Source organism: Acetobacterium carbinolicum (assembly GCF_047456275.1).
GTDB lineage: Bacteria > Bacillota > Clostridia > Eubacteriales > Eubacteriaceae > Acetobacterium > Acetobacterium carbinolicum.
Genome location: NZ_CP173357.1, coordinates 2,014,368 through 2,029,078, shown reverse-complemented (window position 1 = coordinate 2,029,078; position 14,711 = coordinate 2,014,368). Strand labels below are relative to the sequence as shown.

Below are 14,711 nucleotides of genomic sequence, written 5' to 3'. Positions count from 1 at the left end.
CTCCTAAGGTGTGTATCCTAGTTAATTATTATATCAAACAATGGGAAAACATCAAAATCTTTTTTATTCTTAACTGCATCCTGTGGTTGTCCCGCAGTCCAGACATAATTTGCAAGTTCCATTGCGCATCATCCGGTCACTGCCACAATGACTGCAGGTTTCTCCGTATAATACCTCGCTGGCTACATCTTTATTGTAATCCTGGATGGGATTATCAGCACTGATGCTTTTTACCATGTTTTGCTTATTCATCAGAGTAAAATTTTTGGGTTTAACCTGGCAGTTTGAAAAATCACCATGTTCAATATCAATCACTTTGCTAATCAAATCAGAAATTGATGAAGCAAATTTGATGTAAGGATGGCGAGATACAAAACCAGATGGTTCATATTTTTGCCCTCTGAGCATCTTAGAAATTTGATCGGGCGGGATATGGTATTGAAGCATGTTGGATATCGATTTGGATAAGGATGCCAGTAATCCTTTGACGACCGTTCCTTCTTTGTCAGTAGAGACAAATATTTCAGCGATGCCACCATCTTCATAAAAACCGATGGTAATATAGAGCTCGATATCGCCGATTTTTGCCGCATGGGTTCGACTGAGCCGCATGCCTTCGGGCCGGACTCGGTTCAGAGCTTTTGTTGATCCTTCTTTTACCAGTGCAAGCAGCTCAGCATAAGAGTAGTCGTCGAGTGCCTTGTCACGATCGTCTGCCATTCCCGAGCTTAACGGCTGAGAAGCTTTGCAGGCATCTCGATAAATGGCTATTGCCTTGGTCCCCGTCCGATAAGCCAGTAGATGGATATTCTCGACATCTTCCACTGATGCATCATTAGGTAAATTTACCGTTTTAGAAACTGAACCACTGATCATTGGGGTGATGGCAGAGACCATTAAGACGTGACCCATTGGTGAAATGGTGTTGGCACTATCAAAAACAGGCAAATGTTCGGGTTTGATATAAGGAGCACCGGCTACGCCTTCATGTAAAAAATAGCCATGGCTGTCTTTTTCAAGTAAGTAAGTCAGGATTTCGCTGATTTCTTTTTCACTGTAACCGAGATTATAAAGCGCCATTTCCATAACTGGATTGACAATCTCCATGGACCCGCCGCCGATCAGTTTTTTAAAAACCACATGATTATAAAAAGGTTCTATCGATGTAGCGCCGCAGTCCATAGCAAACGAAATGGTTCCAGTTGGTGCGATGACGGACACCTGGGCGTTTCGATAGCCATAGGCATCACCGGCTTCTTCCGCTAGTTTCCAGGCTCTTTTTAATTGATTGCTGATATCTTTAAAGCCGATTTTTTGTAGCAGCTCATGGTTAATCTTAATCGGATCATAATGCAATTCTTCATAGCTGTCAGTTCGGCTGCCAGCAACACGACTGTGGTTGCGAATGACCCGTTTCATATAGGGTTCGTTGATTTCATATTTTGGAAAAGCACCAATTTTCCCCGCCATCAGTCCCGAAACATAGTAGGAGGTCCCGGTCATGATACCTGTGATCGCGGCGATCAGATTACGACTTTCTGCTGAATCATAGGGAAATCCCATGGCTAAAAGCAAGGATGCTGCATTGGCGATGCCGAGACCAGTGGTTCGAAACAGATAACTTTTTCGAGCAACATCTTTGGTTGGGAATTGTCCGTGGTATATGGAACCTTCCAAAGCGCATTGGATTAATCCAACCAAGTGAATGTAGTGATCAAGTGAAAAGCTGTTATCTTCCTGATTATAAAATTTGAAGATGTTAATCGATGCTAAATTACAAGCCGTATCATCTAAAAAGGCGTACTCCGAACAAGGATTGGTAGCATTAATTCGGTTGTTTTTTTCGTTGATTTTACCATTTTCGCCCCCTGGGCATGTATGCCAAGCATTAAAAACATCATCAAATTGAATGCCTGGGTCAGCACATTCCCAGGTGGCTTGATTAAGATGATTCCATAATTCCTTAACGGGCACTTCTCGATCAACCTTATCATCAACTCGGCCTTTGAGTTTCATTTTATGATCTGGTTCATTTTTCAGGTTTAAAACAGCTTCCATAAATTCAGCGTTGAGACGGACTGAGTTATTGCTGTTTTGACCACTGACAGTCTGATAAGCTTCACCATCCATGGATATCTCGTAACCCATTTTTCCCAGTGCCCGGACCTTTTGCTCTTCTTTTACCTTCCAGTTAATAAAATTATCAATTTCCGGATGATCAATGTCAACGATAACCATTTTAGCCGCCCGCCTAGTTGTCCCCCCAGATTTAATGGCCCCGGCATTGCGATCCAGTCCCTGGAGAAAACTCATCATCCCCGATGACTGCCCGCCACTGGTAAGGCCTTCATTAGCAGCTCTGAGGCTGGAGAAGTTAGTCCCAACACCAGAACCACCTTTAAATAATTTGGTTTCACTGACATAGTGCTCCGAAATAGAGTGATCACCAAGAAGTCGGTCTTCAATTGATAGGATAAAACAGGCGCTAGCCTGAGTTCTTGTGTATCGATCTTCTGATTCAAGCACCTGTTCGGCTTTTTCGTCATAATAATACAAATCATCCTTGGAACCGGCAATTTGATAACTTCGCATCAGACCAGTGTTAAACCACTGAGGTGAGTTAGGGGCCCACATCTGCATCAGGAAGGCATATACCAGTTCATCGTAATAAATTTGCCATTCCTCATCCGTATCGATTAGTCCTTCTTCTTTAATGGCATCCGTCCAGAAACCGACTAGACGATCGGCAATTTCACGCATGCTGTGTTCATAACCGAATTGGTTGGGAACACCTTTTCTTCTAAAGTATTTTGTTGCGATAATATTACAAGCATTTTGAGAATAGTGTTCTGGAAATTCCAGATCTTTCATTTCATAAATGGTTTCACCAGTTTGATAGTTTTTTAACACAACGTCGACAGTTTGCCACTGAAACAGATCATAAACAGTTTTATTTGAATTTTCCAGTTCTTTCGTAAATACTCGTTTAAACAGCTGATTTATTTGATTCAATTTATTTCTTCCTCCTAAATTATATACATGATATTGGGTTGCAACTCTAATTATAAACATAGATGTAGTGTTTAACAATGTATTTTTATGTTTTTAAAGATTGATTTTAAACGCTCGCTTTAAGCAAGTAAAAAGGCCCATCTCAGAGCCTTTTAAAATAGTAGTTAAATAGAGTGCTAAAAAGCTAATTTTTCATTTTAACTTTTTGTCCAATTTTGCTTTCTCGTCCCTGGATGATCCGTCCAATATTTTTACGATGTTGAAAAATGCTAAACAGACATAATACAATCGCGAAAATAACTTCTGTAACAGTTCTTCCTAGAAGCAGGGTAAAAACCGGTAGCATGGTCATGCCCACCATCGAGGTAAGGGAAACCATTTTCCATATTGCCAAAATGATTAGTCCAATCATAATGGCAATCAGAGCTACTTCCCAATCATAGGTAAGAAAAACACCTAACGATGTTGCAGTACCTTTTCCGCCGCGAAATTGAAGAAAAGCTGGCCAGTTATGACCGGCGACAACGGCAATCCCACCCAAAATTAGAAAGATCTCGTTTAGGCTTAAGGCATATCGACCAACAACGATCACCAGGCAGCCTTTTAATGCGTCGAGAAGAAACACCGGAATAGCCACATTTTTACCCATCACCCGAAGCACATTTGTTGTTCCTGCATTGCCACTGCCGTAGTTACGTACATCTTCATTTTTTAAAAATTTTACCAGAATATAAGCGAAATTTAGATTCCCGATTAAATAAGCTGCAACAATAAAAACAATTCCAATTACTATCGACATTTTTCTACCCCTTTAACCTATTATATTTTTGTTGTTCTGAGTTGTTCAATTAGCAGCCCTAATTTCTCCAACACCGCATCATAATGCTCGCGATGATGTGGAAAGCTGCATTTACTACAGTTTTTAATCCCCTTATCGGTATAACTAAAATGACCACCACAGTTGTTACCCAAGGCGTACAGCGGGCAATAACAAAACAGACAATTAAAATCCTCTAAATCATCAACCTTATGGCAAGGAAAGTACTCACAGGAGGTATGCTGAAAAAACTTATAATTCGAATCGTCTTTTTTCATTCTATACAGCATCCATCCCTGCGTGCAGGGCTTTGATATTAAGATCTTTAAACTGTTCTTTCACATTTTGAGCAATGATCGTCTCCCAATCAATATCGGTTAAACCCATCGATTTTATAATGGAACCAAGCAAAATCACATTCATTACCTTTGAATTACCGAGTTCTTCTGCCATTTTTGTTGCCGACATCACTCGTAAACTAACCTTTTTTTCTATTTCATTTAAAATATTGTCAGGATAAGTGTTCGCTCCAATGATGACAGAAAGCGGAAAGATCTCGGTGTCATTGACAATCATTTTGCCGGTCGGTTTGAGGTACTCCAGCGATCTCAGACCTTCCATTTTTTCAAAGGCAACGACGATATCGGCACTGCCGATTTCAATTACCGGAGATTGGACATCATCGCCATAACGAACCAATGAAGAAACCGAGCCGCCGCGCTGACTCATACCATGGATTTCACTCATCTTTACATCAAAACCGGCTTCCATTAATCCTGTTGTTAAAAGCTTAGCGGCTAAAATTGTTCCTTGACCGCCGACTCCCACTAATACGATATTTTTTGTTTCCATCTCTATCTCACCTCTACTGTAATGGCTTGTTTGGGACAGATCTGTGCACAAACACCACAGCCTACACAGCTTTCTTTTAGAATACCCGATTTTTTATTGGCTCGATCAAAAGCCAATGCCGGACAACCGGACTTCAGGCATTTTTTGCAGCCGATGCATTTATCAACATCGACGGAACAAACTTTCTTAAAGGCCATTGGGAACTCTTCATTATCCTGGCCAGAGAATTTTTTCAGAACACAGGGCCAACGGGTAATAATAACAGCAGGACCATCAGTATTTAGTCCCCATTCAATGGCTTCTTCAACAATCTGAAGATTATTGGGATCGATAGAGATCAGGTTTTTTACGCCACAGGCTTTTACCATCGCTTCAATGTCAATCATCGGTGCTGCTTCGCCCATTAAATCATAACCAGTTCCGGGATTCTGTTGGTGACCAGTCATACCGGTAATACGGTTATCGAGAATAATGGTTAGAGTATTACTTTTATTATAGGTGACATCCATCAAACTGGTTATTCCCGAATGGAAAAAGGTTGAATCACCAAGAATTGATACCACTTTTTTTGAATGATCGCCTTTGATGTCAAAGGCTTTTTGAACACCGTGACCAGCACTGATGCTGGCACCCATACAAATCATCGCATCAGTAGCATTATAGGGGGCCATCAGTCCTAACGAGTAACAGCCAATATCGCTGAAGATCATTAGATCTTTTCGTCGGCCTAACTCATAAAAAACGCCGCGATGCGGACATCCGGCGCACAGTGCCGGGGGTCGTGGTAATACCAATTCTGGATTGGGCTCAATAATTTGAACAGTCTCGTCTAAAAGGGCTTTACGGACGCGATCAGGAGTCAGCTCACCCATGACGGGCAATTTTTCTTTACCGATGCAGTCAATTCCGGCTGCTTTGATTTCTTTTTCCATGATCGGATCGTTTTCTTCAAATATATAAAGGGTCTTTTTTCCTTTGGCGAAGGCCGCAATTTTTTCCATTGGTAGTGGATAACTAAAACCAATTTTTAAATATGAAACGGTATTCCCGAACACTTCTTTGGCATAACGATAGGCCACCCCGGATCCAATTACACCAATGTCAGAATGATTATCCTCACTGTAATTAAATGGCGTGGTATTAGAATAAGCTTCCAGACGTTTGAAATTATCAGCCAGCTTAACCTGCATACCTCGGGCAAATGCTGGTAACGGGCAATATTTCCGGATATCCTTTTCATAAGGTTTATCCATCACTTCTTCCCGGTCGCTACAAGAAACAATTGACTTAGAGTGACAAACCCGGGTTGTCATTCTGAATAAGACCGGCATGTCATAAGTTTCGCTGACAGCATAAGCTTCTTTGAGCATATCTTTAGCTTCCTGACTATCAGAAGGCTCAAACATACAGACTTTTGCATGGCGAGCATAATTGCGGTTATCCTGTTCATTCTGAGAAGAATGCATCCCTGGTTCGTCAGCGGTAACGAGAACTGCTCCAGCATTAACCCCCAGATAAGCAAAAGTAAACAGGGGATCGGTGGCAACATTAACACCCACGTGTTTCATGGCACATAAACTTCTGATGCCACCGATAGATGCACCGGCTGCTGCTTCCAGAGCGACCTTTTCATTGGGGGCCCATTCAGACACAATTTCCTTATAAGTAGCCACATTTTCTAATATTTCGGTACTTGGTGTTCCCGGATAGGCTGTGGCAAACTTTACCCCAGCCTCCCAGGCCCCTCTTGCGATGGCTTCATTTCCAGTTAATAATAGCTTCATTTCTTTTTTAATGCTCCTCTCATATTTGGTGACAATCATCCATTTCCTGGGTTAAAAATGCCCCCAGAATAATGGAATTTAGTTTATTTTCATAAGAATCCGATCGGGACGTTAAAATAATGGGTGCACAGGCACCCATCACGATCCCTCCCAACTGGGCATTACCCAGATGAGTCATTACTTTTATGATTGCATTGCCAGTTTCAATGTCTGGCATAACAATAACATCCACATCTCCCGCCACTTCCGATACATAACCTTTTATCTGCGCAGCTTTTTTTGAGATCAACAAATCCATCGCGATGGGACCTTCAACCAGAACATCTTCACCAAAATAGTGGTGTAGAGATAACTCTTTTAATGCTGCACCATCGACAGTAGCAGGCATTTTAGGATTAATCTTTTCTTTAGCTGCAAGGCAACCAACCTTGATGTGCTGCATACCCAGCAGTCTGGAAAAATCAACGGCGTTGGTGATGATCCCTTTTTTCTTATTTAAATCGGGGGCAATAATCATTCCACCATCAGATAAAACGAGAAACTTGTGATAGGAGGAAATTCTGATCATCATTATACTACTCAGGAGTCGTCCGGTCGTCAGACCACCGGTTTTACTAATGACAGCTTTTAAAAAAATGGATGTGTCGACAAGTCCCTTCATAATAAAATCAGCCTGTCCCTGACGCACCAAAGCCACCGATTTTTCACAAGCGGTCACACGATCTGGGACATCGATGATTTCCATATTTTTGACATCGATTCTTTCATTAATGCTAATTTCTTCAATCATTTTTTGATTGCCGACAAGAATTACCCGATTCAAATATAATTCGTTTGCTGTAGAAAGGGCTTTTAATAATTCGCCTTCTTCGGCAGCTGCGATGACAAGGGTATTCTTAACGCCGAGTTTTACTGATTCACCAATATCATTAAAATTATCGAACATCTTAACCTCATTTTTCATATGTAACATTATACACTAATTTAAACACATAATAAAGAAACAATTTTGTTACAATTGCTTCACGAACGATCATTGAACGGTATTGTCAGAGCAAAATCCAACTTCCACTAGAAACGATGAAATAATAGAACGAATACAAAAACTTCCTGATCTATTCTAGCATGAACAGATCAGGAAGACTATGAAAAACGCCTAGATATTTTTATACTCCGAAAAACGACGACTTTTTAATTAAGGAATCTATTTTCGTTCGCCTAATGGTTCATAAGCACGACGTTCGCTAACATTCTTATATGCCGGTCGTATAATTTTACCAGCGTTAATGAGCTCTTCAAGTCGGTGAGCACTCCAACCAGCAATTCTGGCGATTGCAAAAATTGGAGTAAAGAGTTCAAGGGGTAATCCCAGCATACTATAAACAAAGCCGCTATAAAAATCAACATTAGCACTAACACCTTTGTAAATTTTTCGCTCCTCACCAATAACTTCTGGAGCTAATCGTTCAACCATTGAATAGAGTTCAAATTCATCATGTAGTCCCTTTTCCTCTGAAAGACTTCGAACATAGCCTTTGAATACATTTGCTCGCGGATCGGATACTGAATAGATGGCATGACCCATTCCGTAAATCAAACCGGCATTGTCAAAGGCTCGCTTATGAAGAAGATCCACCAGATATTGTCGTACTTGTTTTTCGTCGGTCCAATCAGCTAGTGTTTTTTTCATATCTTCAAACATTTCGACGACTTTGATATTGGCGCCACCATGTTTTGGGCCTTTTAACGAACCCAATGAAGCGGCAATAACCGAATAGGTATCGGTGCCGGAGGAAGACACTACATGGGTGGTGAAGGTTGAGTTATTCCCCCCACCATGTTCGGCATGGAGTACCAAAGCAATATCAAGTATTCGTGCTTCGAGCTCAGTATACTTGCTGTCGGATCGAAGGATATAGAGAATATTTTCCGCTGTTGACAGCTCAGGCTGGGGCTGATGAATAAATAGACTCTGATCATCATGATAGTGTTTATAGGTTTGATATCCGTATACCGCCAACATGGGAAATAAGGCGATCAACTCCAGGGATTGTCTTAAAACGTTAGGAATAGAAACATCGCTGGCATTATCATCATAAGAGAAAAGTGTCAAAACACTTCTGGCTAGAGTGTTCATCATGTCTGAACTGGGGGCTTTCATGATAATATCGCGGACAAAACTGGTTGGTAAGCTTCGATAATTACCAAGTACCTTGGTGAAATTTTTAAGTTCATTCTGATTCGGCTGATCGCCAAAAAGTAATAGATAGACAATTTCTTCAAAACCAAAACGCTTTTCTTTAACAAAACCAGCTACAAGTTCTTCAACATCAACGCCGCGATAGAAAAGTTTTCCTTCAGTACCAATTTTCTTACCATCTTCAAAAACATAGGCTTGAATTTCAGAGATTTCAGTTAATCCGGTTAAGACACCATTTCCATCTAAATCCCTCAAACCACGATTAACTTGATGTTTTTTATATAATGATGGTTCAATGTAACTATTTTTTACGCATAAATCGCTATATTCTATAATCTCAGGGGTAATTTCCGAAAAAATATGATTCATCTTCTATCTCCTTTATCTCACTCATTTTATATAATTATACAATAAAATATGATTCAAATAAAGTTAATTAATTATTTTTTTATGTACTTTTGAAAGACTTTTTTTAATAACACCTTTTTTTATGCCTGAATACATAGATTGTACCAATATATACTAAAATATGAAAGATTTATTTTTCAACTTGCATTATTTATAGTATTTTAAAATTCAAATCTTCATTAATGATTGTTTGTTTTTTTGGTTTTTCGAATAATGATTGAAACTTATCATTCGTCAAAAAGTAAAAACTCCGACTCATATGAGTCGGAGTTAAAAATCAATAAATATGGCAGGGGTATGAGGACTCGAACCTCAGGCACGTGGTTTTGGAGACCACTGCTCTACCAACTGAGCTATACCCCTACAACAGCAACTACTATATTATAAATGCTGGTGGGATACTTGTCAATATATTTATCAAATATTTATACTTTTAAATCGATCTTATTTAAATCAAGCAATTCCTGATTGGTTCTCAAGATTGGGCTCACTTCTTCATTAATAAAGTCGTCTACCTGCTGAGGTGCTCTACCGACGTAAAGGATTGGGTCTAAAAGGGCATCAACATCTTCAGCTTTTAAATTAAACGACGGATCCTTCAGAATTCGTTCAATTAAGTCATTGGCTTTTCCTTCGACTTTAACAGTATGACCTGCTTCCATCGAGAGGACTCTGATTTTTTCATGAAGTTCCTGTCGATCACCGCCTCGTTTTACACCTTCCATAATAATATTTTCGGTGACCATAAAAGGTAGTTCTGCATTGATGTGCTGAAGGATAACTTTGGGATAAACAACTAAATTTTCGGATACATTCATGGCAATCGTCAGAATAGCGTCGGTGGCTAAAAATCCTTCGGGGATACTGATTCGCTTATTGGCCGAATCATCCAAAGTCCGTTCAAACCATTGCGCCGAAGCAGTCAAAGCCGGATTAAGAGAATTCACGATAATATAGCGAGCTAGAGAACAGATCCGTTCTGACCGCATCGGGTTTCGTTTGTATGCCATTGCTGATGAACCGATCTGATTTTTTTCAAAGGGCTCTTCTACCTCTTTTAAATTCTGGAGCAGTCGGATATCTGTGGCAAATTTTGTCAGTGTCTGAGCAATGCCGCTTAAGACATTTAGCACCTGCGAATCAAATTTTCGAGAATAGGTCTGACCGCTAACGGCAAAAGACTTTTTAAAACCCATTTTATCAGCGACCAAATCGTCGAGCTTTTTAACTTTTTGATGATCATTATCAAAAAGCTCCATAAAACTTGCCTGAGTACCAGTAGTACCTTTAACCCCTAGCAGTTTAACATTACTAATGATGTGATCAAGATCCGATAAGTCCATTAATAAATCCTGAATCCATAAACATGCCCGTTTACCGACCGTAGTTAATTGAGCAGGCTGAAAATGGGTAAAACCTAATGTTGGTAAATCTTTATGCTTAGCCGCAAAGACAGAAAGATGGTTGATCAGATTAAGCAGTTGTTTTCGAACATGCCGCAGTCCTTCGGTATAAACAATGATGTCCGTATTATCGCCGACATAAGCGCTGGTCGCACCAAGATGGATGATTCCTTTTGCTTTAGGGCATTGGGCACCATAGGTGTGAACATGCGCCATGACATCATGTCGCAGTTCTTTTTCCTTTTTAGCCGCGAGTTCATAATCAATGTTGGTGATATTGGACTTTAGCTCAGCAATCTGTTCTTCGGTAATATTAAGACCCAGATCGCGTTCTGCTTCTGCCAAAGCGACCCATAATTTCCTCCAGTTTTGAAACTTATTGTCAGCTGAGAAAATATGGAGGACTTCCTTTGACGAATAACGTTCAATTAACGGGTTTTCATAATATGCTTTCATAATAATTTCCATTCCTTTCAATTAGATCACAAATTCTACAAGAGCAAGAATTCGAAAGAATCCGTCTCTTACTTATCGGTCTTGTAGGTTTCATATAATCGCGTGATTTTACTCACCTTGTTTTCAATTTCATCGATTGCCAGGATAATTCCATTGATTTGAACATTTCCAGTTGCGGTAACAAACCGGCTGGGTCTTTTAGTTAGCATCGTGTCAATTATAATCTGGCGATCAACGCCAATAACCCCATCAATGGGTCCGGTCATGCCAATATCAGTGATATAGGCAGTTCCACCTTCTAGAATTCGTTCATCGGCGGTTTGAACATGGGTATGGGTTCCATACACCGCTGTTGCCCAGCTGTCCATAAAATAGCCAAAGGCAATTTTTTCTGAGGTTGCTTCCGCGTGAAAATCAATCAGGACCAGATCAGCGGAGCTTTTTAATGTTCCTATTAAAGGCGCCATGGTATTAAAAGGGCAGTTAAGATTGGGCATAAAGATCTGTCCAGATAGATTGATAACACAGATTGTTTTAGAGCCACCATTTTTTAATTCACAAGTGAAAAAATCATAACCTTTACCGGGGCACGGATCTGGATAATTCAGAGGCCGGATAATTTGTGGAAAATCAGCGATTGTTTCCAACAATTCTTTTTGCTGCCAGACATGATTACCCATGGTGATAACATCAATGGGTAAGCTTAACATTTCTTTGGCATTTTTTGTCGAGAGTCCATTTCCACCGGAAGCATTTTCGCCATTGACAATGGTAAAATCAATCTGATGCTCCGTGATCAATTGGGGCAATTTTTCTTTTAAAATATTTCGTCCGGGTCTGCCGTAGACATCACCGAGTATTAATATATTCATAAATAATTCCTTCTCGCTGGTTAAGAAAACTGATTAAAAAAAGGGGAGATCATCTCCCCTTTTTGACTATTTAGCGTAGTCGCTTGCTCTTGTTTCGCGAATTAGATTAACCTTAATGTTCCCGGGATATTCCATTTCTGCTTCAATTTTCTTAGCAATATCACGTGATAGTAAAATCATCTCGTCATCGTCAACTTCATTTGGTTTTACCATAATTCTTACTTCACGTCCAGCTTGAATAGCATATGACTTCTCAACGCCTTCAAATGACATGGCAATGGTTTCAAGCTCCTGTAATCTTTGGATATAAGAAACGAGTGTTTCTCTTCTTGCACCAGGACGTGCTGCTGAAATGGCGTCTGCGGACTGAACAAGAACTGCTTCCATTGTTCGTGCTTCAACATCACCATGATGAGCTTCTACAGCATGAATGACATTTTTATTTTCTTTGTATTTTTTTAATACATTGACTCCAATTTCAACATGGGGTCCTTCGACCTCATGATCAATAGCTTTTCCAATATCGTGTAATAATCCTGCTCGTTTAGCGACCTTGATGTTACCATCCAATTCAGCCGCCATAATGCCAGCCAAATGGGATACTTCAATGGAATGCTTTAATACATTTTGACCATAACTGGTTCTGTATTTTAGTCTTCCCAACAGTCTTACGATCTCAGGATGCAGGCCATGAATTCCAGTATCAAAACAAGCTTGTTCCCCAACTTCTTTGATATGATTTTCTACTTCTTTTTGTGATTTCTTTACCATCTCTTCGATTCTGGCGGGATGAATTCGACCATCAATAATTAGTTTTTCTAAGGACAGTCTGGCAACTTCCCGGCGGATGGGATCAAAACCGGAAAGAATGACGGCTTCTGGGGTGTCATCAATGATCAGGTCAATTCCTGTTAGTGTTTCTAATGTTCGGATATTTCGACCTTCTCGACCAATAATACGGCCCTTCATCTCGTCATTTGGTAAGTTGACAACCGTTATGGTTTGTTCTGCCACATGATCTGCTGCACAACGTTGAATGGACTGTGAAATGAGTTCTTTCGCTTTTTTATCAGCAACAGCCTTTGATTCAACTTCGATTTGACGGATCATAATTGCAGCTTCTCGTCGTGTATCCTTACTGATATCTTCAAGCAGAATTTCTTTTGCTTCGTCATAAGTAAGACCGGATATACGTTCAAGTTCCTTAACCTGCTCATCATATAAGCTATCCACTTTTTCTTTTTTCTTTTCAATTTCTTTGCCTCTTTTGGTGAGGGCATCTTCATTGCGTTCTAAATTTGTTAGTTTTTTCTCAAGATTCTCTTCTTTTTGAATAAGTCGATTTTCAAGTTTCTGAAGCTCGGCTCTGCGTTCTCGGTTATCTTTTTCAAGTGATTCTTTTAATTTTAAGGATTCTTCCTTAGCGTCAAAAAGAATTTCCTTTTTTAAAGTTTCTCCTTCTTTTACGGCATCATTCACAATCGTTGTTGCGGTCAATTCAGCATTCCTTATCTTGCCTTCGGCAATATTCTTGCGCACAAAATAACCAACTCCAAACGCTGCGATAATACCAATGAATAAAATAATTGTTAGTATGTCTATAATTTTCACCTCCTTATAAACTATTTGCTATGTTTCTAATCTACTCATCATGATCTATATTTTATACTCTTTTGAAAATAGTGTCAAGAAACAAAGGCCACTCAAAGGGGTTATTTTTAATAATTCAAAAAAAGAACCTCGAAAAGGTTCTTTTTTGAATGGTTTTCCTGATTAATTCATTATTTTATTCAATATCGTCATTAGCCATCAAGTTTTCTTCGATGTCTTCAGGTTCAGCAACAATCTTACTAAGTGCATTTTTTTCACGTATTTCTTTTTCAATGGTATTAGCAACTTCAGGATTGGCCATTAGGTATTCTTTTGAATTATCACGGCCCTGTCCCAATCGTTGTTCATTATAAGAAAACCAGGATCCAGACTTATCGACAATACCAAAGTCCACTCCTACATCCAAAAGATCACCTTCTTTTGAGATGCCTTTGCCATACATGATGTCAAATTCTGCCTGTTTAAACGGTGGCGCAATTTTGTTTTTTACAATTTTAGCCCGGGTCCGGTTACCAACAATTTCGGTGCCCTTTTTAAGGGATTCAATCCGGCGCACATCGATTCGTACCGAAGCATAAAATTTAAGCGCTTTTCCGCCAGTGGTTGTTTCCGGATTACCAAACATTACCCCAATTTTTTCACGTAACTGATTAATAAAAATCGTTGTCGTATTTGATTTTTTTATCACACCGGTCAGTTTTCTTAAGGCTTGAGACATCAGTCGCGCCTGAAGCCCCATATGGGAATCCCCCATTTCACCATCGATTTCGGCTCGGGGTACCAAAGCCGCAACAGAGTCAATAACCACTACATCAATAGCGTTACTTCTTACCAGGGCTTCAACAATTTCCATAGCTTGTTCACCGGTATCAGGCTGCGCAACTAGGAGATTATCAATATCAACCCCTAAAGCTTTTGCATAAGTGGGATCTAAAGCATGCTCCGCATCAACGAAAGCTGCATTTCCACCAGCTTTTTGCGCTTCTGCAATAATGTGCAACGCAATAGTCGTTTTACCTGAAGATTCAGGTCCATAGATTTCCACAACACGTCCCCGGGGAACGCCGCCGACACCCAGTGCCATATCCAAACCGATAGATGAGGTAGAAATCACTTCGACATTTAATTTGGCGGCATCATCGCCTAGACGCATCACAGCACCTTTGCCAAAACTTCTTTCAATGTTTTTTAACGCCGCATCCAACGCTTTTTGTTTATCTGTTAATTCTTCATTATTTGTTTTCGATTTTTCAGCCATTTGCAACCATCCTATTCTTTATTAGAACATTCGTTCTT

The 14,711-nt window shown here is 39.9% G+C and carries 11 protein-coding genes and 1 tRNA gene; all 12 read right to left on the bottom strand.

Features of this window, described 5'->3' with window-relative positions:
• Nucleotides 1–69: 69 nt before the first annotated feature.
• The 12 genes from ACIZ62_RS09410 to recA all read right to left on the bottom strand — a co-directional run bounded on the left by ACIZ62_RS09410 (nucleotide 70) and on the right by recA (nucleotide 14,673).
• Complete coding sequence (locus ACIZ62_RS09410; protein WP_111886915.1) at nucleotides 70–3,012, bottom strand: vitamin B12-dependent ribonucleotide reductase; 2,943 nt, start codon at nucleotides 3,010–3,012, stop codon at nucleotides 70–72.
• A gap of 184 nt (nucleotides 3,013–3,196) precedes the next feature.
• Complete coding sequence (plsY, locus tag ACIZ62_RS09405; RefSeq protein WP_111886916.1) at nucleotides 3,197–3,811, bottom strand: glycerol-3-phosphate 1-O-acyltransferase PlsY; 615 nt, start codon at nucleotides 3,809–3,811, stop codon at nucleotides 3,197–3,199.
• 20 nt (nucleotides 3,812–3,831) lie between these two features.
• Nucleotides 3,832–4,107 (bottom strand): cysteine-rich small domain-containing protein, encoded by a 276-nt coding sequence (locus ACIZ62_RS09400; protein ID WP_111886917.1) that lies wholly within the window; start codon nucleotides 4,105–4,107, stop codon nucleotides 3,832–3,834.
• Between the two features lies 1 nt (nucleotide 4,108).
• Entirely contained in the window at nucleotides 4,109–4,681 is a 573-nt protein-coding gene (locus tag ACIZ62_RS09395) for an indolepyruvate oxidoreductase subunit beta (RefSeq protein ID WP_111886918.1), read from the bottom strand.
• A 2-nt stretch (nucleotides 4,682–4,683) separates the two neighbouring features.
• A complete protein-coding gene (iorA, locus tag ACIZ62_RS09390) occupies nucleotides 4,684–6,465 on the bottom strand; it encodes an indolepyruvate ferredoxin oxidoreductase subunit alpha (RefSeq protein WP_111889663.1) in 1,782 nt (593 codons plus the stop codon).
• A gap of 19 nt (nucleotides 6,466–6,484) precedes the next feature.
• Entirely contained in the window at nucleotides 6,485–7,411 is a 927-nt protein-coding gene (locus tag ACIZ62_RS09385) for a phosphate acyltransferase (RefSeq protein WP_111886919.1), read from the bottom strand.
• Between the two features lie 258 nt (nucleotides 7,412–7,669).
• Complete coding sequence (locus tag ACIZ62_RS09380) at nucleotides 7,670–9,034, bottom strand: citrate/2-methylcitrate synthase (protein WP_111886920.1); 1,365 nt, start codon at nucleotides 9,032–9,034, stop codon at nucleotides 7,670–7,672.
• A gap of 326 nt (nucleotides 9,035–9,360) precedes the next feature.
• Nucleotides 9,361–9,436 (bottom strand) — tRNA-Trp (locus tag ACIZ62_RS09375).
• Between the two features lie 62 nt (nucleotides 9,437–9,498).
• Entirely contained in the window at nucleotides 9,499–10,932 is a 1,434-nt protein-coding gene (purB, locus tag ACIZ62_RS09370; protein ID WP_111886921.1) for an adenylosuccinate lyase, read from the bottom strand.
• 68 nt (nucleotides 10,933–11,000) lie between these two features.
• Nucleotides 11,001–11,804 (bottom strand): TIGR00282 family metallophosphoesterase, encoded by an 804-nt coding sequence (locus ACIZ62_RS09365; RefSeq protein WP_111886922.1) that lies wholly within the window; start codon nucleotides 11,802–11,804, stop codon nucleotides 11,001–11,003.
• Nucleotides 11,805–11,870: 66 nt separating this feature from the next.
• Nucleotides 11,871–13,415, bottom strand: a complete 1,545-nt coding sequence (gene rny / locus ACIZ62_RS09360) for a ribonuclease Y (protein WP_111886923.1) — start codon at nucleotides 13,413–13,415, stop codon at nucleotides 11,871–11,873.
• 175 nt (nucleotides 13,416–13,590) lie between these two features.
• Nucleotides 13,591–14,673 carry a recombinase RecA gene (gene recA, locus ACIZ62_RS09355; protein WP_111886924.1) on the bottom strand — a complete coding sequence of 361 codons (1,083 nt, stop codon included), beginning with the start codon at nucleotides 14,671–14,673 and terminating at the stop codon, nucleotides 13,591–13,593.
• Nucleotides 14,674–14,711: the final 38 nt, after the last annotated feature.